Origin of the sequence: Bartonella rochalimae ATCC BAA-1498 (genome assembly GCF_000706645.1) — a bacterium.
Lineage (GTDB): Bacteria > Pseudomonadota > Alphaproteobacteria > Rhizobiales > Rhizobiaceae > Bartonella > Bartonella rochalimae.
In genome coordinates this window covers 354896-379851 of the sequence record NZ_KL407338.1, presented here as the reverse complement: position 1 = coordinate 379851, position 24956 = coordinate 354896, and the positions used below count along the sequence as shown (strand labels likewise).

20 protein-coding genes are annotated in these 24956 nt (G+C 35.5%); 5 read left to right on the top strand and 15 right to left on the bottom strand.

Annotated elements, in window-relative coordinates:
• Positions 1-2 precede the first annotated feature (2 nt).
• Positions 3-2267: a sensor histidine kinase NtrY-like gene (locus O99_RS06360; RefSeq protein WP_035007343.1), complete on the bottom strand. Its 2265-nt coding sequence runs from the start codon at positions 2265-2267 to the stop codon at positions 3-5.
• A 171-nt stretch (positions 2268-2438) separates the two neighbouring features.
• Here O99_RS06360 and rirA point away from each other — a divergent pair, with 171 nt between their 5' ends.
• The 3 genes from rirA to O99_RS06345 are packed head-to-tail and all read left to right on the top strand — an operon-like array spanning position 2439 to position 4599.
• Positions 2439-2894: an iron-responsive transcriptional regulator RirA gene (rirA, locus tag O99_RS06355; RefSeq protein WP_035007342.1), complete on the top strand. Its 456-nt coding sequence runs from the start codon at positions 2439-2441 to the stop codon at positions 2892-2894.
• Between the two features lie 26 nt (positions 2895-2920).
• Complete coding sequence (locus tag O99_RS06350; protein WP_078692381.1) at positions 2921-4114, top strand: bifunctional 2-C-methyl-D-erythritol 4-phosphate cytidylyltransferase/2-C-methyl-D-erythritol 2,4-cyclodiphosphate synthase; 1194 nt, start codon at positions 2921-2923, stop codon at positions 4112-4114.
• Entirely contained in the window at positions 4111-4599 is a 489-nt protein-coding gene (locus O99_RS06345) for a CinA family protein (RefSeq protein WP_035007339.1), read from the top strand. The genes O99_RS06350 and O99_RS06345 overlap by 4 nt, the downstream gene beginning before the upstream one ends.
• Positions 4600-4614: 15 nt before the next feature.
• On the opposite strand, the gene O99_RS06340 is transcribed toward O99_RS06345, so the two are convergent.
• From O99_RS06340 to tpiA, 13 genes are all read right to left on the bottom strand, one after another.
• Positions 4615-5076 carry a type II toxin-antitoxin system RatA family toxin gene (locus O99_RS06340; protein WP_035007336.1) on the bottom strand — a complete coding sequence of 154 codons (462 nt, stop codon included), beginning with the start codon at positions 5074-5076 and terminating at the stop codon, positions 4615-4617.
• 8 nt (positions 5077-5084) lie between these two features.
• Entirely contained in the window at positions 5085-6041 is a 957-nt protein-coding gene (lipA, locus tag O99_RS06335; RefSeq protein ID WP_035007334.1) for a lipoyl synthase, read from the bottom strand.
• A 74-nt stretch (positions 6042-6115) separates the two neighbouring features.
• Positions 6116-7576 carry a dihydrolipoyl dehydrogenase gene (lpdA, locus tag O99_RS06330; protein WP_035007332.1) on the bottom strand — a complete coding sequence of 487 codons (1461 nt, stop codon included), beginning with the start codon at positions 7574-7576 and terminating at the stop codon, positions 6116-6118.
• 207 nt (positions 7577-7783) lie between these two features.
• The gene (locus O99_RS06325) at positions 7784-9106 is read right to left on the bottom strand and encodes a pyruvate dehydrogenase complex dihydrolipoamide acetyltransferase (protein WP_035007330.1); all 1323 of its coding nucleotides are present in this window, start codon (positions 9104-9106) and stop codon (positions 7784-7786) included.
• 14 nt (positions 9107-9120) lie between these two features.
• Complete coding sequence (locus tag O99_RS06320) at positions 9121-10476, bottom strand: pyruvate dehydrogenase complex E1 component subunit beta (RefSeq protein ID WP_035007329.1); 1356 nt, start codon at positions 10474-10476, stop codon at positions 9121-9123.
• Between the two features lie 16 nt (positions 10477-10492).
• On the bottom strand, positions 10493-11533 hold the full coding sequence (gene pdhA / locus O99_RS06315) for a pyruvate dehydrogenase (acetyl-transferring) E1 component subunit alpha (RefSeq protein WP_035007327.1): 1041 nt from the start codon (positions 11531-11533) through the stop codon (positions 10493-10495).
• A gap of 111 nt (positions 11534-11644) precedes the next feature.
• Positions 11645-11986 (bottom strand): FtsB family cell division protein, encoded by a 342-nt coding sequence (locus tag O99_RS06310; RefSeq protein WP_035007325.1) that lies wholly within the window; start codon positions 11984-11986, stop codon positions 11645-11647.
• A gap of 126 nt (positions 11987-12112) precedes the next feature.
• Positions 12113-12517: a TM2 domain-containing protein gene (locus O99_RS06305; protein ID WP_035007323.1), complete on the bottom strand. Its 405-nt coding sequence runs from the start codon at positions 12515-12517 to the stop codon at positions 12113-12115.
• A 111-nt stretch (positions 12518-12628) separates the two neighbouring features.
• Positions 12629-13897: a phosphopyruvate hydratase gene (gene eno, locus O99_RS06300; RefSeq protein ID WP_035007321.1), complete on the bottom strand. Its 1269-nt coding sequence runs from the start codon at positions 13895-13897 to the stop codon at positions 12629-12631.
• Positions 13898-13972: 75 nt separating this feature from the next.
• Complete coding sequence (gene kdsA, locus O99_RS06295; RefSeq protein WP_035007320.1) at positions 13973-14815, bottom strand: 3-deoxy-8-phosphooctulonate synthase; 843 nt, start codon at positions 14813-14815, stop codon at positions 13973-13975.
• 35 nt (positions 14816-14850) lie between these two features.
• Positions 14851-16479, bottom strand: a complete 1629-nt coding sequence (locus O99_RS06290; RefSeq protein ID WP_035007319.1) for a CTP synthase — start codon at positions 16477-16479, stop codon at positions 14851-14853.
• 142 nt (positions 16480-16621) lie between these two features.
• Positions 16622-17062, bottom strand: a complete 441-nt coding sequence (secG, locus tag O99_RS06285) for a preprotein translocase subunit SecG (protein ID WP_035007318.1) — start codon at positions 17060-17062, stop codon at positions 16622-16624.
• Positions 17063-17142: 80 nt separating this feature from the next.
• The gene (gene tpiA, locus O99_RS06280) at positions 17143-17907 is read right to left on the bottom strand and encodes a triose-phosphate isomerase (protein ID WP_035007315.1); all 765 of its coding nucleotides are present in this window, start codon (positions 17905-17907) and stop codon (positions 17143-17145) included.
• Between the two features lie 154 nt (positions 17908-18061).
• Between tpiA and O99_RS06275 the strand changes: the two genes are divergently transcribed.
• Together O99_RS06275 and O99_RS06270 are read left to right on the top strand one after the other, a co-directional pair.
• The gene (locus tag O99_RS06275; RefSeq protein WP_035007309.1) at positions 18062-19951 is read left to right on the top strand and encodes a peptidylprolyl isomerase; all 1890 of its coding nucleotides are present in this window, start codon (positions 18062-18064) and stop codon (positions 19949-19951) included.
• Positions 19952-21897: 1946 nt separating this feature from the next.
• Positions 21898-23283 carry an amino acid permease gene (locus O99_RS06270; protein ID WP_035007308.1) on the top strand — a complete coding sequence of 462 codons (1386 nt, stop codon included), beginning with the start codon at positions 21898-21900 and terminating at the stop codon, positions 23281-23283.
• A gap of 74 nt (positions 23284-23357) precedes the next feature.
• Here O99_RS06270 and ilvC read toward each other — a convergent pair whose 3' ends face one another.
• Entirely contained in the window at positions 23358-24356 is a 999-nt protein-coding gene (gene ilvC / locus O99_RS06265) for a ketol-acid reductoisomerase (protein ID WP_035007306.1), read from the bottom strand.
• Between the last annotated feature and the right edge of the window lie 600 nt (positions 24357-24956).

The window sequence follows — 24956 nt, the reverse complement described above, 5'->3', positions numbered from 1 at the left end:
CTTTACTCACCTATCTCATGATTTGTGCTCTGTGTAACGCTTTTATACTCTGTTTTATCGACTGGAAATACCATGCGAATCATTGCACCACGGCCTTCATAAAAATTTTCTAACGCATCATGCAATTCCATGTAACCACCATGATCTTCAATGACTTTACGTACAATGGCTAACCCCAGCCCTGTGCCCTTCTCCCGCGTTGTTATATAAGGTTCTAATAATTTATGTCTTTGCTCTTTAGGAAATCCTTTACCGTTATCAATAATCTCAACAACTAAACACTCTTCTTGACGATAAGAGCGTATCAGAATATGACCGCAAACACTTTTTTCTCGCGCCACAGCATCAATTGCTTCACTCGCATTTTTGATAACATTGCCAAAAGCCTGAACAATAAGACGATTATCAAACGCACCTATCAGCGGTACATTTCCTAAATCTTTCTCAAAATGAATATCATGACGAGTAACTTCTATCAAGAAACAGGCTTCATGCAATAATTCCCGTATATCTAAAATACGCATTTGCGGTTTCGGCATACGTGCAAAAGAAGAAAATTCATCGACCATACGCCCAATATCTCCCACCTGCCGAATAATCGTATCAATACACTGATCAAAAACTTCTCGATCCTGTGTGATAATTTTGTTATAACGTCTACGAATACGCTCAGCTGATAACTGAATAGGTGTAAGGGGATTTTTAATTTCATGCGCAATACGGCGGGCAATATCTGCCCATGCTGATGAGCGCTGCGCTTCTACAAGATCTGTAATATCATCGATTGTTAACACCCATGACTGTTCCTGTCCATCATTTTCTTCCATTGTCATTTGCACATTACAAACACGCTCTTGTCCTGCAACTTTTAAAGTCACTTGCTCACGATAATTCTTACGCCCTAATGAACAAGCAAGCTTAAAAACCTGTCCAATTTCAGAACTTAACGATACAAGATTACACCCAATAACTTGCTCAGAACGAATACCAAACATTGTTTCAATAGACCGATTAATAATTGTAATATTGCCATTAACATCAATCCCAGCCACTCCTGCTGTTACACCAGATAAAACAGCTTCAGAAAATCGTCGTCTCTCATCAATTTGATCACGAACTGCAATCAGTTCATTACGCCGGCTTTTAAGCTCACTAACCATATAATTAAAAGTCTTTGACAACTGTCCAATATCCCCATCTCTTGCACGTACTGGTACAAAAACTTCCATATTGCCAGAAGCAACATCATCAGCTGCGCTAATAAGAAGCCGGATAGGACACACCAAACGATCAGCAACAGCGATACCAGTCCAAATAGCGGACAGGAATAAACTTAAAAAAAGGCATAAATAAAGCATCCCAAATGCAATTTGGGTCGGTAGCCGATTTTCATTCAAATCACGATAACGGTCTGTATTAACCTCTGTCAAACGCAAGGCAGACAAAACACTTCGATCAACATCACGCACCAAATACAAAAATGTATTTGAAATATTGTTAAATTTCAAAATAATACCAAAATAATCATGAACTCCTGGCTGAAAAGAGAAAGGCCTTGCACTGGTTGCTTGACCAATGAGATAAGGTGGTGGAATAGGGAGCTGTTCCTCATCACCAAGATCACTTGATGCAAAAATAGTTCCATCTGAGCTTAATAAAAAAACACCCCGAAGATTACGCCCTACAGCATGACGTGTCAATTGCATTCGATATTCAGCTGGATTACGTGCCAAAAGTCTTTTATCATCCAGTGCTAATGCCATAGCATAGGATAAATTCTTTAAATTTTGAAGCATTTCATCTGCATAAGCATTTGCTAAATCAATAGAAGAACCTACAATTTGTCGAGTCGTCGTATCAAACCATCGATCAAGACCTAGATTAAGAGCAGGACCAGATACAAGAGCAACGGCAACAGCTGGCAATGTCGCAACAAGCGCAAACAAAGAAATAAGCCGTACATGAAGACGCGAACCAGCACGCCTTAATCTCCAAGCATGAATAATGGGAATTACCTCATACAAGACAATGACTATAAGTCCCAAAATCCAAATACTATTAATAGCTATAAAAAATAATGTTACAGCCCTATTGGGAACAATAGGCGTTAATCCAATAAGAATAATAAATGAGATAGAAGCAGTCAGCAAAGCTAATACAATAATTGTAACACCCAAGAACGTATACACACTGTTCAAACGCCGGGACTCATCTTTAGAGATATTTTGATCTATACCTTTGGGATTCGTTACGAATGTTGTATTCATAATTACCTTACAATACTTTCTTTACTGCTCTCATATAAATCCTTATGTCAAAAATTGACAATACTATGATTTAAAATATAACTAATCTAAAATTAAGAAAGAGCTTCCACATTTTTCATAGTCACTTTAAAAGTGGTTATATTATTCAGGGGATATTTCATAGGATTTGCAATGCGATTAACCAAACAAACAAATTATGCACTCCGGATGCTCATGTATTGTGCCTCTAATCAAGAAGCACTAAGCCGTATTCCTGAAATTGCCAACACATATGCTGTTTCTGAACTTTTTTTATTCAAAATCCTTCAACCATTAGTCGAAGCAGGCTTTATGAAAACAGTAAGAGGACGTAATGGCGGTGTTAAATTAGCCAAACCTGCAACAGAGATTTCAGTAGCTGATGTTATTAAGATAACAGAAGATAACTTTTCCATGGCAGAATGCTTCGATAATCAATCAAGTAATTGTCCACTAATAAATTTCTGTGGTTTAAATATTGTATTGAAAAAGGCTTTAGACTCTTTTTTTGATGTATTATCATTAACATCCATTGCTGATTTACAATTATTATCCTCTCAACCTCAATTTAAAATTGATAAAGGAAAAAGCAAACAACTCACTAATTAAAATGAAATTTCAAAAGGAAACTCGATATTTCTATTGCAGCCATAATATTAGCTGCCGGGCGCAGCAAAAGAGCAGGATCTTCACAAAATGGCCCTAAACAATACCGGATTTTAGGACAAAAACCGGTTATTTATCATACTATAAATTGTTTTTTACAACACTCCTCTATTACAACTATCGTTTTGGTTATCCATCCAGATGATCGTCAAATATGTGAAAACGCTATAGCTGATTTGAAAGAGCACCTCATCATTGTTGAAGGGGGTGATACACGCCAAATATCCACTTTACATGGACTAAACGCACTCAAAAATATCAAACCAGAATATATTCATATTCATGATGGTGCACGTCCCTTTGTAGAAAAAAAGCTTCTTGAACAAATACATACTATTGTTAATCATCGAGAAGGTGTACTCCCCATCATTCCTATCTCAGATACCCTTAAACGTTTAAGTAACACAGGCCATGTTTTAGATACAATCCCACGAACAAATCTTTATACTGCACAAACGCCACAATGTTTTCCATTTGAACTCATTTTAGCAGCTCATGAAAAAGCAAGACAATCTAACCAACAAAATTTTACTGATGATTCAGCAATCGCTGAATGGTTTGGAATCCCTATGCGAACGGTTCCTGGAAATCCGAATAATATAAAAATTACGTGGCCAGAAGATTTTGAAACTGCCTATTCATATTTACAAAAGAGGACGCAAATGTTCCCTGATATCCGTACTGGACATGGTTATGATGTCCATGCTTTCGAAAAAGGTGATTATCTCACTTTGTGTGGCATAAAAATCCCTTTTAAACAGAAATTAAGTGGACATTCTGATGCTGATGTTGCTCTTCATGCTTTAACAGATGCTCTTTTAGCAACTCAAGGAGCAGGAGATATCGGAACGCATTTTCCTCCTTCTGATTCTCAATGGAAAAATGTATCATCAGAAGTTTTTCTACGTTATGCCATTAATATAATTAAGCAAGCAGATGGCCGTATTGCTAATGTGGATATTACTTTGATTGCTGAAGAACCTAAAATTAATCCTTATCGTCATATAATGACAGAAAACCTTAGCAACATACTCAAACTTTCAACTAATCGCATCTCTATTAAAGCAACAACCAATGAAAAGCTTGGTTTCATTGGTCGTGCAGAAGGCATTGCAGCTCTTGCAGTTACTACAGTTATTTATCCGGGAGAAACTCCACGATGACATACCTTTGTGAAACACTGGCGAAGACTGTCCTTAAAGCTTGTCGTGAAAGAAATTTGCTCCTAACCACTGTAGAATCTTGTACAGGAGGGCTTATTGCTGCAAATCTTACCAGCATTGCAGGATCATCAGATGTATTTGACTGTGGATTTATTGTTTATTCAAATGAATCTAAAATTAATCTTGTTGGCGTGTGCCCTGAACTTATTAAAACATATAAATCGGTCTCAAAAGAAGTTGCTATTGCAATGGCTGAAGGTGGACTGAAATACTCACGAGCTTCAATTTCAGTTGCTGTAACAGGCATTGCTGGACCTGGAGGAGCATATTTAAATAAACCAGTAGGACTTGTCCATTGTGCGACAGCTTATAAAAATCACGCAACTATGCATCAAGAAATGCGTTTTGAGAATTCTGATCGCAATATTATTCGCCATAAAACTGTTGAAAATGCTTTAAATCTTATTCTTAGATATTTCTCATAGCTCTCCACTGAAAAATCATACTGTTGAAAAACCATAAATTTGATGTGCGCGTTTTTCAAAAGCATCAGTAAATTTATGAAAAGCAATACTAAACATTGATCCTACAACCAACCCAAGCATTTTGCTCTTAAACTCATAATCAATAAAAAATTCTATATCACATGCATTTGTATTTTTAAGATCATGAAAAACCCAACGATTTTCAAGGTATTTGAATGGACCATCAATATATTTAACTTCAATAAGATTTTCTTTAGGATGAAGAAACACCTGAGTTGTAAAAGTTTCTCGAAACATCTTATAACCAACTGTCATATCAGCAAGAAGCAAAGTCTTCTCTTCACATTCCTTCCGAGAACGTATAATTAAAGATTCACACATTGGTAAAAATTCAGGATAACACTCAATATCGGCAACAAGCTCAAACATTTCATGAGCAGTATAGGCAACTTGCCGATGTGTTGTAAAAGTCGGCATAATTATCTCTATTGGGAAAATTTTTCAGCACGTGCTTTTTGCAAAGCTTTAAAATCATCTCCTGCATGATGAGATGAACGTGTCAAAGGATTAGACGCCATATGTAAAAAACCCTTTACTTTACCAATTTTGGCAAAAGACTCAAACTCTTCAGGGGTTAAAAAACGAATAATAGGATGATGTTTTCGTGTAGGCTGCAAATATTGCCCAATTGTCATAAAATCAACATCTGCAGAACGCAAATCATCCATCAGTTGAAGAACTTCATTCCGCTCTTCCCCAAGACCAACCATAATTCCTGATTTTGTGAAGATTGTTGGATCAAGTTCTTTAACGCGTTGTAATAACCGAATCGAATGAAAATAACGTGCTCCTGGACGGACCTTTAAATATTTTGATGGCACTGTTTCTAAATTATGATTGAAAACATCAGGCTTAGCAGCAACAACAATTTCCAATGCACCATCCTTATTCCGAAAATCAGGCGTCAATACTTCAATTGTCGTCGTTGGAGCTTTCTGACGAATGGCATAAATAACTTTAGCAAAATGCTGTGCACCACCATCAGAAAGATCATCACGATCAACAGATGTAATAACGACATGCTTTAACTCCATTTGCACAACAGCATCTGCTATGCGCTCGGGCTCATTATCATCAACTGCAAATGGAATACCTGTCGCAACATTGCAAAAAGCACAAGCTCGCGTACATATTTCACCTAAAATCATAAAGCTGGCATGTCGTTTACTCCAACATTCGCCAATATTTGGACAACCTGCTTCCTCACACACGGTAACCAATTTATTGGTACGCACCACATTATGTGTTTCCTTATATATTGGTGATACTGGTGCTTTTACACGAATCCAACTCGGTTTTTTCTGAATACTTGTATCGGGAAGATGCGCCTTTTCAGGATGCCGCATACGTCTACTCGTAACTTTATCAAGCACCGTAACCATTCAAGACCTCTGTCTTTTAGATATAAAACGTTGATGAAAAATCACATAATCTAAATTTGCATATAACCTAATCATTAAGCATTTAAAACCTGATCATAAGCATCCAATACACTCTCTTTCATCATTTCTGATAATGTTGGATGTGGAAAAACAGTGTGCATTAATTCTTCTTCTGTTGTTTCAAGATTCATAGCAATAACAAAACCTTGAATGAGCTCTGTCACTTCTGACCCTACCATATGCGCACCAAGAAGCTGTCCTGTTTTTTTATCAAAAATAGTTTTAACTAATCCTTGATCTTCTCCTAAAGCAATTGCCTTACCATTCGCTGAGAAAGAGTAACGTCCAACGCGTATATCATAACCTGCTTCTTTTGCTGCCATTTCTGAAAATCCTACAGAAGCAACTTGTGGCGTACAATATGTGCATCCTGGAATTTTTGTTTTATCCAACGGATGAGCATTCTTTAAACCAGCAATATGTTCAATACATATTACACCTTCCTCTTCTGCCTTATGAGCCAACATAGGAGGACCAGCAACATCACCAATAGCGTAAATTCCTTTCACTCCTGTCCAACTCCATTCATCAGTAACAATGCATCCACGATCAGTTTTGATACCTAATGCCTCTAATCCAAGATTTTCAATATTACCTTGCACCCCAACAGCTGAAATCAATCGATCAACCATTATTGTTTCTATCTTATCCTTCACATTAATATGTGTTGTAACAAAATCAGCAGCTTTTTCAACTTTAATTACTTTTGCCTCAGTAAGAATACGTATGCCCTTTTTCTCTAGCTGTTTACGAGCGAATGTTGAAATTTCAATATCTTCAACTGGCATAATTTGAGGCATCATTTCAACAACAGTTACCTCAGTTCCCATATCATGGTAAAAAGAAGCAAATTCAATACCTATCGCTCCAGATCCAATCACCAAAAGAGACTTTGGTATAGCAGGAGGAACCATAGCTTCAAAATAAGTCCAAATGAGTTTTCCATCTGGTTTAATATCAGGAAGAACACGAGGACGCGCACCAGTAGCGATAATTACATGCCTTGCTTGATAAGCTCCTTCCCCTAATATTCCTTTAGGAATTGGATTTTGTGGCTGCATAACTTCTTTGGATGATGCAGAAACCATAATTTCTGCAGGTTGATTACCGTTAGCTGCCTTCGTTAGTTTCGCTTCTCCCCAAATAATATCAATTTTGTTCTTTTTCAATAAAAACCCAACACCAGTATTTAAACGGGCTGAAATCCCACGAGAACGCGCTACAACACCTTTAATATCAACTTCTATTGAACCATTAAGCTTTAATCCATAGTCTTTTGCATGTTCAGCAAAATGTTTCATTTCTGCTGAACGCAAGAGTGCCTTTGTTGGTATACATCCCCAATTTAAACAGATTCCACCTAAATGCTCACGTTCAACAATTGCAGTCTTAAAACCACATTGTGCCGCACGAATCGCGGTTACATATCCACCTGGTCCTGAACCAATCACAATTACATCATAAAGACCCGCCACAATAATCCCTCCATGGATATATGCAAAAATGGATGTATTATCCAAACTTTAGACCAAAAATAAATAAGCCTCTTCCCTGTATACTGCTCCGAGTACTATAGAAAAAGCTATATGAAATCAAAAGAGGTTATAAACCATCATTAAACTATTGAGATCTGCTATTTCCATCACATTCTCTCTACTCTTAAGTGCAATATTTAAAAATAATTAAATTAACATTGTTAATGGATTTTCAATTATCTTCTTAAAAGTCTGAGCAACTTCTGCCGCTAATGCTCCATCAATAGCACGATGATCAACTGAAAGAGTAACTGACATAACTGTTGCTATCGCTAATGCTTCATCCTTAATAATAGCACGCTTCTCACCTGAACCAATTGCAAAAATCGTTGCATGCGGTGGATTAATAATAGCAGAAAAATTCTTTATGCCATACATCCCCATATTTGATACAGCTGTTGTCCCTCCTTGGTATTCTTCCATTCTCAATTTACGTTCACGAGCACGCGTTGCAAGATCTTTCATTTCATTAGAAATAATTGACAAAGATTTTTCTTCTGCACAGCGAATAATTGGTACCATTAATCCATTCGGAACAGAAACAGCAACACCAACATCACAGTGTTTGTGATGCAGCATTCCATCCTCAAGCCATGATACATTAGCATCAGGTATAGCTTTTAAAGAAAGTGCTACAGCTTTAATAATCATATCATTGACGGATAGCTTATAAGCAGGTTTCATACCTTCTTGTATCTCAACTATTGGAGCTACAGCATTTAATTGCGTACGTAATTCCAATAATGCATCTAATTCACAATCTACAGTTACGTAAAAATGCGGTACCATCTGCTTTGATGCAACTAAACGCTTAGCAATTGTTTTACGCATATTATCATGGGGCGCAAATGTATATTCACTTTCTTTAAACAGTTGCAAAGTCTTTCTATCAGAAGTACCTGAAATTATTGACTGATCGATGTGCAATGCATGAGAACTTGCAATACCATTATTCAGAGCTTTTTCCACATCACGCTTAATGATACGCTTATGAGGACCAGTACCAGAAATAAGTGATAAATCAATCCCTGCCTGAGCTGCCAGTCGTCTTGCTAAAGGAGACGCAAAAAGACCTCTATTATCTCCATTTTGTTTTGCTAATTTCTGGTTTGTTGATGAATGAGCAGCTTGTACACTTGCTGCTTCCATAGATTGTTTAACGACTTGTTCTTTCATCTCAACAGAAGAAGATTCTTCTACAATTTTTGCAGCTTCAGATAAATCCTCTCCCTCTTCTGCTAAAATGACAATCAAACTATTAACTTTAACACCCTGTGTTCCAGCAGGTATAACAATTTTAGCAACCGTTCCTTCATCAATAGCTTCTACTTCCATAGTCGCTTTATCTGTCTCAATTTCAGCAATAACATCACCACATGCAACCTTATCACCTTCTTTGATATTCCATTTTGATAAATTTCCTTCTTCCATTGTAGGAGAAAGCGCAGGCATCGTAATCTTAATAGGCATAGTGCTCTCCTTAATTATGCTTTATAAGTTACAGCCTTAACGGCTTCGACAATTTCAGCAACACTTGGTAAAGCTAATTTTTCAAGATTTGCTGCATAAGGCATAGGAACATCTTTTCCAGCAATTGTAGCAATTGGTGCATCAAGATAATCAAAAGCCTGTTGCATAACACGCGTTGCTATTTCAGTGCCAACAGATGACTGAGGATACCCTTCTTCAATTGTTACCAGACGACCTGTATTTTTAACTGAAGCAATAATTGTTGGTAAATCCATTGGACGAATAGTTCGTAAATCAATTAATTCAGCGTCAATGCCAAGCTTTTCAATTTCTGGCAATGCTTGGACTGCATAATGCATTCCAATTCCAAAAGAAACAATTGTTACATCCTTACCAGGCTTATGGATCCGCGCTTTGCCAATAGGTAAAACAAAATCATCTATCTTTGGAACTTCAAACTGATGACCATAAAGAATTTCATTTTCTAAGAAAATAACAGGATTATCATCACGAATAGCAGCTTTAAGCAAACCCTTAGCATCTGCTGCATTATAAGGCATAACAACCTTAAGGCCCGGCACATGACTATACCATGCCGCATAACACTGCGAATGTTGAGCACCAACGCGCGCAGCAGCACCATTAGGACCACGAAAAACCATAGGAGTGGACATTTGTCCACCAGACATATAACGAGTTTTTGCTGCTGAATTGATAATTTGATCTATCGCCTGCATAGCAAAGTTAAATGTCATAAACTCAACAATAGGACGTAAGCCTCCAAATGCAGCACCAACACCCAACCCTGCAAAACCGTGCTCTGTAATAGGTGTATCAATAACTCGGCGTGCCCCAAATTCTTCTAATAAACCTTGACTAACTTTATAGGCCCCCTGATATTGCGCTACTTCTTCCCCCATTAAGAAAACTGTCTCATCGCGCCGCATTTCCTCAGCCATAGCTTGATTAAGCGCTTCACGCACTGTCATCATAATCATTTCCGTATTTACAGGAATATCAGGATCAGAAGCAATTGTAGGAATAGGTTGTACAGGAATTGATAGCATAGTAGCAGCATCTCCTCCTTGTGATTTTTTTAAAGTTTGTGAAATATTTTCAACACTTTCACCTTCTTCCAATAATACTGCAATAACAGTATTAACTTTCACATTTTCAGTACCTTCAGATACAAAAATTCTTCCAACAATACCCTCATCAATAGCTTCCACCTCCATTGTTGCTTTATCTGTTTCAATTTCAGCGATAACATCACCAGAGCTAACTTTATCACCTTCTTTTTTAAGCCATTTAGATAACTTACCTTCTTCCATTGTTGGCGAAAGTGCCGGCATTAAAATATCAATGGGCATACTTGCTTCCCCTGCTTTAAACTAGAATATCAGTATAGAGCTCAGAAGAATCTGGCTCTAGATCATTTTGTGCAAAATCCGCTGCATCTGCTACAATCGCACGTACTTCTTTATCAATAAATTTTAAATCATCCTCGCTTGCCCAACCTTGTTTAATCAGCCGATTTTTTACTTGATTAATCGGATCGTGCTCAGACTTTATTTTCTCTACCTCTTCTTTTGACCTATATTTCGCCGGATCAGACATAGAATGACCACGATAGCGATAAGTTTGCATATCAAGAATAATTGGTCCTTTACCCGAACGTGCCCAAACAATTGCTTCGTCAGCAGCTTTTTTCACTGCACGAACATCCATACCATCAACAGCAATGCCTGGAATATCAAAAGAAAGACCTCGGCGAGAAAAATCAGTCTCTGCAGATGCGCGCGAGACAGATGTCCCCATAGCATACTGATTATTCTCAATAATATAAATGACAGGAAGTTTCCAAAGTGCAGCCATGTTAAAACTCTCATAAACCTGCCCTTGATTTGCAGCCCCATCACCAAAATAAACTAATGTCACATTATCTTTACCAAGATACTGATTCGAAAATGCGAGACCTGAGCCAATTGGAACCTGCGCACCAACAATACCATGTCCCCCATAAAAATTTTTTTCCTTAGAAAACATATGCATCGAGCCACCTTTTCCTTTAGAAAAACCACCTTGACGCCCCGTTAATTCTGCCATCACACCACGTGGACTCATACCAGCTGCTAACATATGACCATGATCACGATAAGATGTAATAATTTGATCACCTGCTTTTGTTGCTTTTAATGTACCAGTAATAACAGCTTCTTGTCCGATATAAAGGTGACAAAAGCCACCAATCAAACCCATACCATACAATTGTCCCGCTTTTTCCTCAAAACGCCGAATCAAAAGCATTTCACGATAAGCATCAATTTCTTCTTCTTTGGTGAAATTAGCTATCTGTGCCGTTTTAGTAGTATCTGATGATCCAGCATACACTGTCGACATAGAACTTTTTTTAGCCCGTCCTGCCATACTTAAACTCCCTTCAATGATTATTAGAAATAACCTCTACGAATAAAAGTTACAAGTATTATAAATCAATTCAAACTATACTATAGTAATTGTTTAAAATATCTCTTTAGCTTAATTAACTTCTAATTCATTCAGATCAGAAGGAGAAATTAAAATTGTTAGCTCATTCGGCTTGGAAAAGTTTAAATTTTTCCGAACATACTCATCGAGCATATCCTTCTCAATATGGCCATCACGTAAAAGAGAAATACGCTTTTCAATAGATATCCGCTCAGCTTTTACTTGATGAAGTTCTTCTTGCAACTCAATAATATGTTGATTAATCTTGCTACGTGAATAAAGTCCATATTTCCCATGATAAATATGATAACTAAAATAACCTAACACCCCCACTGTTATGAGCGGTAATATAAAGCGCGCTTTTATTGATCTCTGTTTTTGTTTTGTCCACATACAGCACAGTCTTTTTTAAGATTTATTTTAACTATGCATTATTTTAATTAACACCTCATTACCAAAACAATCATACACAAGTAGTTTATTACCTTCTTTAAACTATCTTAGCGCAATAAAGACCTGCTAATACGTAATTTTATTCCCGTTTTTATCAGTAAAGTTTCCCGATAAAATAAAGATAAAATCAATAATTGCCCAAACCGTAGTAACGACTAATCCTACAACTGATAAAGAAAGAACAAGCATTACAATACCAGTCCCAATTTTACCAACTATAAAACGGTGAATACCAAACATACCAGTAAACCAACAAATAAGTGCAAGCATCAATTTTAATTGTTTTGTTTCTTTTTTTAAAATCGGAAATACAGACTTAGCAACCCCATCTTCACATACAAAATCAAGATAATCACCAATTTGTGGTGAATTTTTTCCTAACCAATCCCAAGTCGCAAATTGATAACGCTTGCCATCATCACCTGATACAAGATAAATGCCCTGATCTTGGCTAATAACTATACCTCTCACTCTTACCTCTCAAAAAACTCAGTATATTAAAATGCTGTCTATAAATGCTTAAGTTTGTCATTGTAAATTATATTTAACATACAATGTTTTCCATCTTTCTGCTAAAAACCATTAATGATAAAAATTACCTGCATAACGAGCCTGTTTTCCTAACATTTCTTCAATACGAATAAGTTGATTATATTTCGCTAATCTATCCGAACGTGCCAATGAGCCCGTCTTAATTTGTCCACAGTTAGTCGCAACCGCAAGATCCGCAATCAGAGAATCTTCTGTCTCACCTGAACGATGAGAAATAACAGCACGATAACCTGCTTTATGGGCTATTTCTATAGCACCAAGAGTTTCACTTAAAGTCCCAATCTGATTCACTTTAATAAGAATAGAATTCGCTGCACCCATTTTTATACCATTGCGTAAACGTGCTGAATTTGTGACAAACAGATCATCACCAACCAACTGACATTTTTTACCAATCGAACTAGTTAGTAACTTCCAACCCTCCCAGTCATCTTCAGCCATCCCATCTTCAATTGTAATAATAGGATAAGTATCAACAAGTTGAGTCAAATATTTTATCTGTTCTTGTGTATTACGATATTTATTCTCACCTTCGTAAAAATATGAACCATTTTTATAAAACTCTGTTGAAGCACAATCTAAACCAATAGCAATTTCTTTACCTGGTTTATATCCACACGATATTATAGAATCTAAAATAAAATCAATTACTTGACTAGCATCCCTAAGATTAGGTGCGAAGCCACCCTCATCACCAACATTGGTATTATAGCCCGCACTTTGCAAATGTTTTTTTAACGTATGAAAAATTTCAGCACCATAACGAACTGCTTCCTTCAATGTAGGAGCCCCGATTGGAATAATCATAAACTCTTGAAAATCGATCGGATTATCAGCATGAACACCCCCGTTCATAATATTCATCATTGGAGTAGGAAGAACATGCGCTTGCGTACCACCAATATAACGATACAAGGGTAAGTTTAATGATTCTGCCGCAGCTTTTGCAACTGCCAATGAAACACCAAGAATAGCATTAGCACCAAGACGAGATTTATTAGGTGTTCCATCCAAATCAATCATTGTTTGATCAATTTCTCTTTGGTTTCTTGCATCTTTTCCGATAAGAACCTCAAAAATTTCACCATTAACTGCAGCAACAGCGTTTTTAACACCTTTACCTTGATAACGCAAACCACCATCACGAAGTTCTACAGCTTCATGTGCACCTTTCGATGCGCCTGAAGGAACAATAGCACGACCAAAAGCTCCATCTTCTAAATGAACATCAACTTCTACAGTCGGATTACCACGACTATCAAGAACTTCACGCCCAATAATACCTGTAATTATAGTCATATGAAATCCCTCATCCAGCAAAAATCCTTATTAATTTTATTCACAAACAACATAGTGCTAAAATACTTCCTATACTCAATATTGAATTTGTTTTTTTGCTAAACGATCAAAATCTATCAAAATTTCAAGTAATCTGTATAAATTATCAATTTTGATCATATTCAAACCATCAGACGGCGCATTATCCGGATCTTGATGTGTTTCCAAAAAAATACCAGCAACTCCAATAGAAACAGCAGCACGTGCTAATACTTCAACAAACTCACGTTGTCCACCAGATGAACTCCCTTGACCACCTGGCTCCTGCACAGAATGCGTAGCATCAAAAATAACAGGAGCACCGAATGAACGCATAATTGGTAATGAACGCATATCAGATACTAAACGATTATAACCAAATGAAGTACCTCGCTCACAAAGCATAACGTTAGGATTACCACTTTTTGTCACTTTCTCTAAGACATTTTCCATATCCCAAGGAGCTAAAAATTGTCCCTTTTTAATATTAATAACACGCCCTGTTCTAGCTGCTGCAACTAAAAGATCTGTTTGACGACATAAAAAAGCTGGTATTTGCAAAACATCTACAACTGAAGCAACGGCCATACATTGCTCTTCTGTATGCACATCAGTCAGAACTGGACATCCAAATTCCTTCTTAAGATCAGAAAAAATAGCTATTGCTTTTTCAAGACCAATACCACGTGTCGCACTTAAAGATGTTCTATTGGCTTTATCGTAACTAGATTTATAAACAAAACCAATACCAAACTGATCAACAATTGTTTTAATCCGCCCCGCCATTTCAAAAGCATGATCTCGACTCTCCATCTGACAAGGACCTGCAATTAAAGAAAGTGGTGCTTCATTTGAAAAAACAACATTTCCAACTTTAACAGTAATGTTTGATTTAAACATTTTATTCCTCGAAAGTAAGCAAATAAATTTATGAACTACCCTAACTTACTTTGCTTCACAGTAGCTTTAATAAAAGAAGAAAAAAGTGGATGAGGATCAAATGGACGCGACTTTAATTCTGGATGATATTGAACACCGATAAACCACGGATGATCTATATATTCTACTGTTTCTGGCAACATACCATCTGACGACATGCCAGAAAAAATCAACCCACATTGTTCTAGCCTATCTTTATAATGAATATTCACCTCATAACGGTGACGATGCCGCTCATAAATCTTTGTGGTACCATAAATTCCCGAAATATGGCTACCTTTTTTTAATTCAGCCACAAAAGAACCAAGACGCATTGTGCCGCCAAGATTTCCAAATTCAGTGCGCTTTTCAAAAACATCTCCCTTAAACCATTCAGTCATTAAACCGACAACTGTATCATTTGTTTTGCAAAATTCACTTGATGAAGCATTTTTAATATTTGCGACATTGCGTGCAACCTCAATACAAGCTAATTGCATACCCAAACAAATACCTAAAAAGGGAATCTTATTTTCTCTTGCAAATCGAATCGCTTCGATTTTACCTTCTGCACCACGCGCACCAAAAGCTCCAGGAACTAAAATCCCGTGAACCTTTTTTAAATAAGACGTAGGATCTTCTTTCTCAAAAAGCTCTGCTTCAATCCACTCAATATTAACCCTTACTTTATTTGCTACTCCACCATGCACAATCGCTTCGATAAGAGATTTATAAGCATCTTTCAAACCAGTATATTTTCCAACAATTGCAATCGTAACTTCTCCTTCAGGATGATGAATCCGATATGTAATATCTTTCCAACAATCCATATCCGGTTCAGGAGCACAATCAATTCCAAAAGCAGAGAGGACTTGCAAATCTAAGCCTTCTTTATGATACGCTATAGGCACATCATAAATTGTTGGAACATCTAATGCCTGAATAACTGCACTTGGACGAACATTACAAAAAAGCGATAACTTGTGCCGTTCTGCCTCTGGAATAGAGCGATCTGTACGCACTAAAAGAATATCAGGAACAATACCAATTGCTCGCAGCTCTTTAACAGAGTGTTGTGTCGGCTTTGTCTTTAATTCTCCTGCTGAAGAAATATAGGGCATTAATGTGAGATGCATATAAATAGCACTTTGCTTTGGCAATTCATTATGCAATTGACGAATTGCTTCAAGAAAAGGCATAGCTTCAATATCACCAACGGTTCCACCTATTTCACACAAGATAAAATCAAATTCTTCATTCCCTGTAGTAATGAATGTCTTAATTTCATCTGTCACATGTGGAATAACCTGAACAGTTGCTCCTAAATAATCACCACGCCGTTCTCGTTCAATGATATTGCGATAAATACGCCCCGTCGTAATATTATCTTGGCTATTTGTAGAACACCCAGTAAAACGCTCATAATGGCCAAGATCAAGATCTGCTTCTGTACCATCATCAGTGACAAATACTTCACCATGTTGATAAGGCGACATTGTTCCTGGATCAACATTCAAATAAGGATCAAGCTTTCGGATCCGCACGTGATAACCACGAGCGCGAAGTAATGCAGCCAAAGCTGCCGCTGCAATGCCCTTTCCAAGAGAAGAAACCACACCACCAGTAATAAAAATATAACGTGTCATGGGATTATGATGATAAATAATTCATAATGATTTTTCCAGCAAAAAATGAAAAAAAATAATCTCTCTTTCATAAAACAAAAATGTAGAAAAACCATATTCCATAATGATCTATACCAACTCTACATAAAACTATTTAGGCTTATTATTTAGAAATCGGATTACCTACTGGTGGAGGAAGTGGATCTTCATTTTCAGGTATAGCTAAGCCATTTTGTTGTTGAGAAGATGCAGGACCACTGCCCAATTGATCAATAATAGAAGGCTGAGCTTCACCCTCAACTGATGGCGCACTCCCTGATTCATTCTCTTTTGTTGAATTTTGTCCTGAATTAACTGGAATACGATTGAGAATATCAGAACTAGAATTTGATAAGTTTCCAATCACAATAAGTCCAATTGATGTCATGAAAAAACAAGCCGCTAAAATAGTTGTCAAGCGCGTCAATGCACTTTTGGCACCACGCGTACTCATAAAGCTTGAGCCACCACCTCCAAGCCCACCGCCTTCTGAAGGCTGAAGTAACACAACACCAATCAAAGCAATAACAACCAAAAAATGAATAACAATGAGTACTGTTTGCATAAATTCTGCTCTTTAATAATTACTCACAACTACCTACACACAAATTAAGTATAATCCAAGGGGTAATTATGATTTTCTCCTTATAATCTACGATAAACATCGCAAATATTTAAAAAATCAACTGCTTTTAGGCTTGCTCCACCGATCAAAGCACCATTAACGTGGGGAATACTCAAAAGCTCAAATGCATTAGATGGCGTTACTGATCCACCATAAAGCAGGCGTATTTTACACCCCTCATCACCAAAGCGAAAACTAATCTTCTCACGAATAAAACTGTGGATCTTCTCAACATCTGTCAAAGCAGGAACTTTTCCTGTGCCTATAGCCCATACCGGCTCATAAGCAATAACTATATTCTCTCCTGTTGAATCATCTGGCAAAGAATCCTCAAGTTGCTGTATGAGGACATCAAATACCTTACCACCTTCACGCTCCTCCAACGTCTCACCAATACAAACAAGAGGAACAAGATCTTCTCGCCATGCAGCTTTTACTTTAGCACAAACAATAGCATCATTTTCATGATAGGCTATACGACGTTCTGAATGTCCAATAATAACATAACTCGCTCCGGCCTCTTTAAGCATAAATGCCGAAACATCTCCGGTATAAGGGCCACTGCTGTTAAAATGGCAGTTTTGCCCTCCTAAAAGAAGCTTTTCATCATGTAATATTTCAGAAGCACGTGACAAAAGTGTGGCTGGAATACAAATAAGTGCTTCAAACAAACGACCCAAATCAGAGCTAACACCAGCAGCAATAGCGCGCAGCTCTCCAAGAGATTCGCCTGTTCCATTCATTTTCCAATTTCCAGCAACCAAAGGTCGAAGATCCGAAGCCATATTTTCACCTCAAAGGCTATCTTAATATTTTTTTTGCTTTAAGTATCAAATTATACAACGAAAGCAAGTCTTTAAGCTTGCATCTTCTTCATCTTTATTGCAAATTCTATCATTGCTGATAATCAATATACCCAATTATAGGATTAATTGAATAATGCTTAAAACCATGAGAAACTCTGTAAATTCTTGGGTTGCTAAGATTTTTCTTAGCACTTTGCTTTTGTGCTTTATCCTTCTATGGGGTGTACCACAATTACATACAACGAATAAAAATGAGCTTCTTACTTCCGGAAAATCCACAATAACTGTTGATACTTATCATCTCGCACTTGCTGACCAAAGTTTACGTTTAGCCCTTACTTCTAATCTTAGACGAATGTTTACACCAGATGAAATACAGAGATATAAAATTCCCTTTTTTGTTCTCAATCAGTTGCAACAGGATGTGCTTTTTGATGAACAAGCGCGTAAAATGAAAATTAATCTTTCAAAAGATATGATAGCCCGTATCATTGGTAATGACGATATTTTTCAGTATAATAGAGTTTTTAATCGCGATTTATTTCTCAACTATCTTCAACAATTACAGACTAACGAAAATAATTTCTTAAAATACTATACAAAAAAAGAAAAACGTAATCAGCTTATTTCAGCTTCATTAGCTGGTATGAGAGCGCCCGATATTTTTTATAAAGCACTTGCTACTTATCACGAAGAAAAACGTATCGCTGATTATCTTGTTATAGACCTAAAAAAAGAGAAAAAAATTGCTGATCCTAATCCAGAGATATTAGAAAAATGGTTTGATACTCACAAGAATAAATTTCGTGCTCCAGAATATCGTACTGTCTCTTTATTCTCTATAACATCAGAAGAATTTTTAAAACCACAAAACATATCAGTAAATGAAATACAGACTTATTATACTCAAAATACCTCGCGTTTTATTACTCCTGAAAAACGTATAATTGAAGAACTTCGTTTTTCTACACGTGAAGCCGCTGATAATGCAGCAAAAAAAATAGCAGAGGGCTTAAGTTTTGATGCTTTAGTTAAAGAAGAGAAAAAAAACCTCAGTGATATAACGAGGGGGCCTCTAGCAGAAAATGAGCTTCCTAATCATTTAGCATCTGAGATTTTTGAACTCAAAAAAGGAGAAATTAGTGCTGTCATTAATGATCTGCAAGGTCCTGTCATTATTCGCGTTGTACATATTACACCCTCAACTCAAATTCCCCTTCAAAAGGTAGAAAACGATATTCGTCAAACGCTTGCCCAAAACTATGCTGTAACTCATCTGCGCAATAAGTATACAGAAATTGAAAATGCTCGTTTTAAAGGTGCTTCTCTTACAGAGTTAGCAAAACAATATAAATTGCCTCACCGCAAAATTACTATTGATAAAACGGGAAAAACAACTGAAGGAATCATACTCACAGACCTACCTCAAAAAGAGGTTTTATTAAATGCTATTTATCAATCACATGAAGGTATTGATGTGGATCCTCTTTCTCTTCCAGAAGGAGGATATCTCTGGTATCAAGTTGATACGATTATCCCTGCCCGTGATAGAACACTTTCAGAAGTAAAACAAAATGCCATTGTCCAATGGAAAGAAGAAGAAATCCAACGTCTTCTTGATGAAAAAGCCCAAGATATCCTCAAAAAACTCGCTAAAGGAAAAAGTCTTGATGCTCTTGCAACTGAGCTTGGTATCATAAAACAAACAACTCCAGCTCTCCGGCGCCAAGATCCATCACAAATCTTCGGCGTTGAAGGAGTTAAAGCACTTTTTTATGGTACCAAAGATCATTACGGCGTAGTAAAAGGTGTAAATGCGACAAATCGTATTGTTTATAAAATAACGACATCAATCGTACCTGAAGATATTACAGCTCATACTCTTTCGTCTGATATACGTACTAATATAGATACAATGATAAGAGAAGATTTAAAATTAGAAATGTTACAGGCTGCAAACAAAGAATATCCTATAAAAATTAACAGTTCTAATTACACTCGGATTTTCATTAATTTTCAATAAAGTACTAAAATTATAATTTTTTCTTGTCTAAATAAAAATACATATTTACCTACCCTAATGGGTACATGTATCGTAGACTATTAATATAATAATAAATCAGTCTGTTTTTATATGAAAGAACTTTAACAAAACCTTCATTATCCTTGTAATGAATAATTTCTGAATATAAAGAATAATAACAACTAGCTAAAAAAATATTATAACTACTGCAACTTCTATTATATTTTAACCCTTTTTGTTCTTTTTTAGTTTTCTCGGATAACTTCCTGATAAATGAATTAGAGCTATATTAGTGTATTTCAAATGAAAAACTAGTCCAGAAAATTTTACTTTAAAAAGCTTATGCTAAATAAACGATCATAAAAATTACCATTATATCAAACAATTAGGTATCAATCCTTAAAGAAAATTCTGTAGCCAAACTGAATATATCGAGTTGAAAAATGCAGATCTTCTTTGCCTCTATAATTATCCGCAAATGAAATTTACTATCAAATGAAATAACAGGGTCTTTTTCAGGAATGATCATAATTTTGCTAAACAACTACCAATCACGCACTATTATTAATCACGTCTCCCTAAAAATAATCAATACTACGAGCTTATCTAAACATGAGACATTGTTAAGTATCGGAAATTAAGATTCAATAAAAAGATAACTTGTTACTAAAATTTATCCCCCTATTCAAAAAAACATTTATGTGATTTACCTCGTAATGGTGCTATTTTTACTGAGGCTTGCACAAAATATCATCTTGAAATAGATTATAAGCTATAAATGTACTCGTATAAAGCCCACTTATGTTGCAAACAAGCAGAAGCTATCCCTAATGATCCATGCTAATCAAAAAGCTGTTTTGATTGCTCGTATTCATTAAATTTATATAGAAAGAAAGCTTAAGTAAAAGAAGACAGACTCGGAATTTGTGGGATAACAACTCTAACTTTCAACTGAGAAAAATTTCTCTAATTATCTATCCCTGCATATTAATTATTGCCCTTAGTTTCAAGACTTATTACAATATTTGATAAACGCAAACTCTTTCTCCTCAGTATAGCTTTTTCTTGATGTAATACTAATAGAGCATAATTTAGCCTTTTTGCATCATCACTAATAAAAATTAATATTATTTTCTTCCCACAACTATATTATCCACTTTAAAACTATCTTGGATTTACTCAGCTTTAATAGCTAAAAGCCGATCTAGAAAAACTTTCTCGATATATATAAGTTACATCTCTTAGTCTATCATAGCATGTAACATCCCTATCCCAACAAACGTAGTAAGCGAAATCGGTACTACAATTAGCCTTGGTTACTTCAATTTATAAAAAAGAAAATTACAACTAATATATGACTCTTAACCTTCAACTGCTTCATTTACAAAATCTGCTATTTTACTTAAGAATCCTGATCTTTTTCTAGAGGATCAACAATAAAAAACAAAAAGTATTTTATTGATTTCTTTAAAATTTTGAGTATATAAAGGTAAAATGATGGTACTAATATAAACATATAATATTAATACTATTATGAATTTTGAGTAAAATAGATATAACGAAAATATGTGTAATCAATGGTTTAGAAAAATGATTAAAATAATCAAAAGCGCCTACAACCCAACAGATATTAAAATACATTGATAAGCATGAAAATAGTTTTTCCTATATAAGCGAGAATAACGTTTATGCATTACCCCAGTAAAAAAATAATATCAATTTCCAAAGAGTAGTTAAAGCATTATATCTAAGAGTTTCTATTGTTACTCGTCTCAACACAGCAATCAAATCTTTATCAACTCGCTTAATTTTCTCAATCGATACATTATCTAAAATCATTAAAAATGTTTTCTTTTTTGCGATTCACTCATATCATGCCTTTATACGAGTAATTGCCTTTTTGATTAGCGTAATTTAGCCTTAATAATAAGGAGGTCTTCATAAAAATGGACTATAAACAAAATTTAGCTGAAAATCATCAAAGGAAATTACAACGTGGATTAGACAATCGTCATGTACAACTCATTGCCATTGGTGGTGCTATTGGAACTGGTCTATTTATGGGATCTGGGAAGACAATTAGTATTGCTGGCCCTTCAATCATATTAGTTTATGCTATTATTGGTTGCATACTTTATTTTGTAATGCGTGCTATGGGAGAATTACTGCTTTCAAATACACAATATCGGTCTTTTATTGATTTTTCAGCTCATTTTTTGGGACCAAAGGTTGGATTTTTTATCGGCTGGACTTATTGGTTATGTTGGATAGTAACTGGAACAGCAGATATTATTGCGATAGCCAGTTATGCACAATTTTGGTGGTCTGAGCTCAATCCATGGATTCCTGTGCTCATCTGTATTGTTTTCTTTTTAATATTTAATCTTGTCGCAGTAAAATTATTTGGTGAACTTGAATTTTGGTTTGGCCTGATCAAAATTTTAGCAATTTTAGCATTAATTATTATTGGATTTTATATGATTTTTATTGGCTTTACCTCCCCACATGGTACTCTTTCTTCTCTCCGTAATGTATGGAATGATGGAGATATTTTTCCTCGAGGTCTTGGGGGATTCTTTGCTGGATTTCAAATTAGTATTTTTTCCTTCGTTGGTATTGAACTTGCTGGAACAATTGCAGCTGAAGTCAAAGAACCAGGAAAAATTTTACCAAAAGCGATCAATTCAATCCCTATTCGTATTATACTCTTTTATATCTTCTCTCTCATTGTAATTATGTCCGTTACCCCTTGGAATCAAGTTGCTTCAGATAAAAGCCCATTTGTAGAAATGTTTTTGCTAGCTGGTATTCCAACTGCTGCTGGATTAGTTAATTTCATTGTTCTCATGTCAGCAGCATCTTCAGCAAATAGCGGCATTTTTTCTACAAGCAGGATGATATATGGTCTTGCGACTAAACGAGGAGCACCTAGTTTTTTAGGAAAACTTTCTAAAAATTATGTTCCGGCCAATGCATTATTCTTCTCTTGTTTATGTGTTTTGTTAAGCTATATACTTTTGTCATTATCTCCAACGACTATAAGTGCTTTTACAATTATTACTACCATTGCAGCTATTTTATTTATATTTGTATGGTCTATAATTTTAATCAGCTATATTATTTATCGTCGCGATTATCCTATGCAACACATTACTTCTACGTATAAAATGCCAGGAGGGACTTTAATGTGTTGGTTTGTCTTAGCTTTTTTTATATTTATTCTTTTTTTACTAACATTAGAATCTGATACTTTAATAGCTCTAAAGTACACTCCACTGTGGTTTATTTTCTTAGAAAGCATGTACTTTATTTTCAGAAAAAATAAAGAATAAATTTTCATATAAAAATATATCAAAGATTACTCTTTTAGAGATAGTTCATCAGTTTTTATTAGTTCAATATAAATTTAGTTGCACTCTTTAATCGACGGTATCATAGCACGAATTTTTTTACCAATTTCCTCAATAGGATGGATATCATTTAAACGCCGCATACTTTTAAAACGTGCAGAACCCGCTTTACATTCTTGTATCCAATCTGATGCAAATTTACCTGTCTGAATATCTTTCAAAATACGTTTCATTTCAGCCTTAGTTTCATTAGTAATTAAACGGGGACCAGATACATACTCACCCCACTCAGCTGTATTAGAAATTGAACGATTCATGTTTGCGATACCACCTTCATAAAGAAGATCCACAATTAATTTAACTTCATGTAAACACTCAAAATAGGCTATTTCTGGCGCATAACCTGCTTCTGTAAGTGTTTCAAAGCCTGCACGAATAAGCTCGACAAGCCCACCACAAAGCACGACTTGTTCTCCGAATAAGTCTGCTTCACATTCTTCTCTAAATGTTGTTTCAATCACACCAGCACGTCCACCACCAATATTACAAGCATAAGACAATGCTATATCATGCGCATGCCCTGAATTATCCTGTTCAACTGCGATTAAACAAGGCACACCACCACAACGTTGATATGCACTACGTACTTTGTATCCTGGCCCTTTGGGTGCAATCATCACGACATCAACTGTTTTTTTGACCTCAATTAAACCAAAATGAATACTCAAACCATGAGCAAAAGCAATTACTGCTCCATCACGCAAATAATCACGAATAGAATCTTTATAAAGATCGGCTTGTAATTCATCAGGCACTGCCATCATAATGAAGTCTGCCCATTTTGTTGCATCAACAACATTCACAACCTCAAAACCATCTGTTTCAGCTTTTTTGACTGTTGCTGACTCTAATCGCAAAGCAATTTTTATATCTTTAACACCAGAATCTTTAAGATTTAATGCATGCGCACGTCCTTGAGAACCGTAACCAATAATAGCCACTTTCTTTTCTTTAATTAAATTAACGTCTGCATCACTATCGTAATAAACATGCATAATAATACTTTCCCATAGACATATTTAAATTGAACTTCAAAACTTTGATGAACAACAAGCAACACGCATTGAGCACTTTATATCTCACAGATAATCATACTATCACTTATGATAAAATGGCAGCTGAATAAATTTAAATTTTCCTATTGCAAATAACAAGACCTTAAAGTTATAAAAAAAGCATATTTTGATCTAGAAATAAACTTCAAAGATTATTTTATAGCAAATAATAATATTCCTAAAAGATACTAATATCTATTTAGTATAAATTTCTATTCTAATAACAATAAAAATTTGGTTCTTTATTTAAACAGCTTATTTAAAATAAATAATTTTTATTTATAAACATAAAATATAGAAAATTTCTTTAATGAAAATAAAGTGTACAATTCTTGTACAAAATACTTGAAAAAAACAATTAACCTTTTTTATATTCAAATTTTAAACTACCTTATTTGAACAATTCTTTATCTTCACTGATCTTCCATAAGACCTTCTGCTTTTACAACAAAATTCTTACCTGAAAACGATAATAAAGTAGCTCTCTCTAAACATTTTAATGGCTTAACCAGGATCTAACCAAATACTTGAAAAATACAT

Excerpts from the sequence above, each read along its gene's own strand:
- O99_RS06360 (WP_035007343.1), bottom strand. The coding sequence starts at position 2,267 with ATGAATACAACATTCGTAACGAATCCCAAAGGTATAGATCAAAATATC.
- rirA (WP_035007342.1), top strand. The coding sequence starts at position 2,439 with ATGCGATTAACCAAACAAACAAATTATGCACTCCGGATGCTCATGTAT.
- O99_RS06345 (WP_035007339.1), top strand. The coding sequence starts at position 4,111 with ATGACATACCTTTGTGAAACACTGGCGAAGACTGTCCTTAAAGCTTGT.
- O99_RS06340 (WP_035007336.1), bottom strand. The coding sequence starts at position 5,076 with ATGCCGACTTTTACAACACATCGGCAAGTTGCCTATACTGCTCATGAA.
- lipA (WP_035007334.1), bottom strand. The coding sequence starts at position 6,041 with ATGGTTACGGTGCTTGATAAAGTTACGAGTAGACGTATGCGGCATCCT.
- O99_RS06325 (WP_035007330.1), bottom strand. The coding sequence starts at position 9,106 with ATGCCTATTAAGATTACGATGCCTGCGCTTTCTCCTACAATGGAAGAA.
- O99_RS06320 (WP_035007329.1), bottom strand. The coding sequence starts at position 10,476 with ATGCCCATTGATATTTTAATGCCGGCACTTTCGCCAACAATGGAAGAA.
- pdhA (WP_035007327.1), bottom strand. The coding sequence starts at position 11,533 with ATGGCAGGACGGGCTAAAAAAAGTTCTATGTCGACAGTGTATGCTGGA.
- O99_RS06310 (WP_035007325.1), bottom strand. The coding sequence starts at position 11,986 with ATGTGGACAAAACAAAAACAGAGATCAATAAAAGCGCGCTTTATATTA.
- eno (WP_035007321.1), bottom strand. The coding sequence starts at position 13,897 with ATGACTATAATTACAGGTATTATTGGGCGTGAAGTTCTTGATAGTCGT.
- kdsA (WP_035007320.1), bottom strand. The coding sequence starts at position 14,815 with ATGTTTAAATCAAACATTACTGTTAAAGTTGGAAATGTTGTTTTTTCA.
- O99_RS06290 (WP_035007319.1), bottom strand. The coding sequence starts at position 16,479 with ATGACACGTTATATTTTTATTACTGGTGGTGTGGTTTCTTCTCTTGGA.
- secG (WP_035007318.1), bottom strand. The coding sequence starts at position 17,062 with ATGCAAACAGTACTCATTGTTATTCATTTTTTGGTTGTTATTGCTTTG.
- tpiA (WP_035007315.1), bottom strand. The coding sequence starts at position 17,907 with ATGGCTTCGGATCTTCGACCTTTGGTTGCTGGAAATTGGAAAATGAAT.
- O99_RS06275 (WP_035007309.1), top strand. The coding sequence starts at position 18,062 with ATGCTTAAAACCATGAGAAACTCTGTAAATTCTTGGGTTGCTAAGATT.
- O99_RS06270 (WP_035007308.1), top strand. The coding sequence starts at position 21,898 with ATGGACTATAAACAAAATTTAGCTGAAAATCATCAAAGGAAATTACAA.
- ilvC (WP_035007306.1), bottom strand. The coding sequence starts at position 24,356 with ATGCATGTTTATTACGATAGTGATGCAGACGTTAATTTAATTAAAGAA.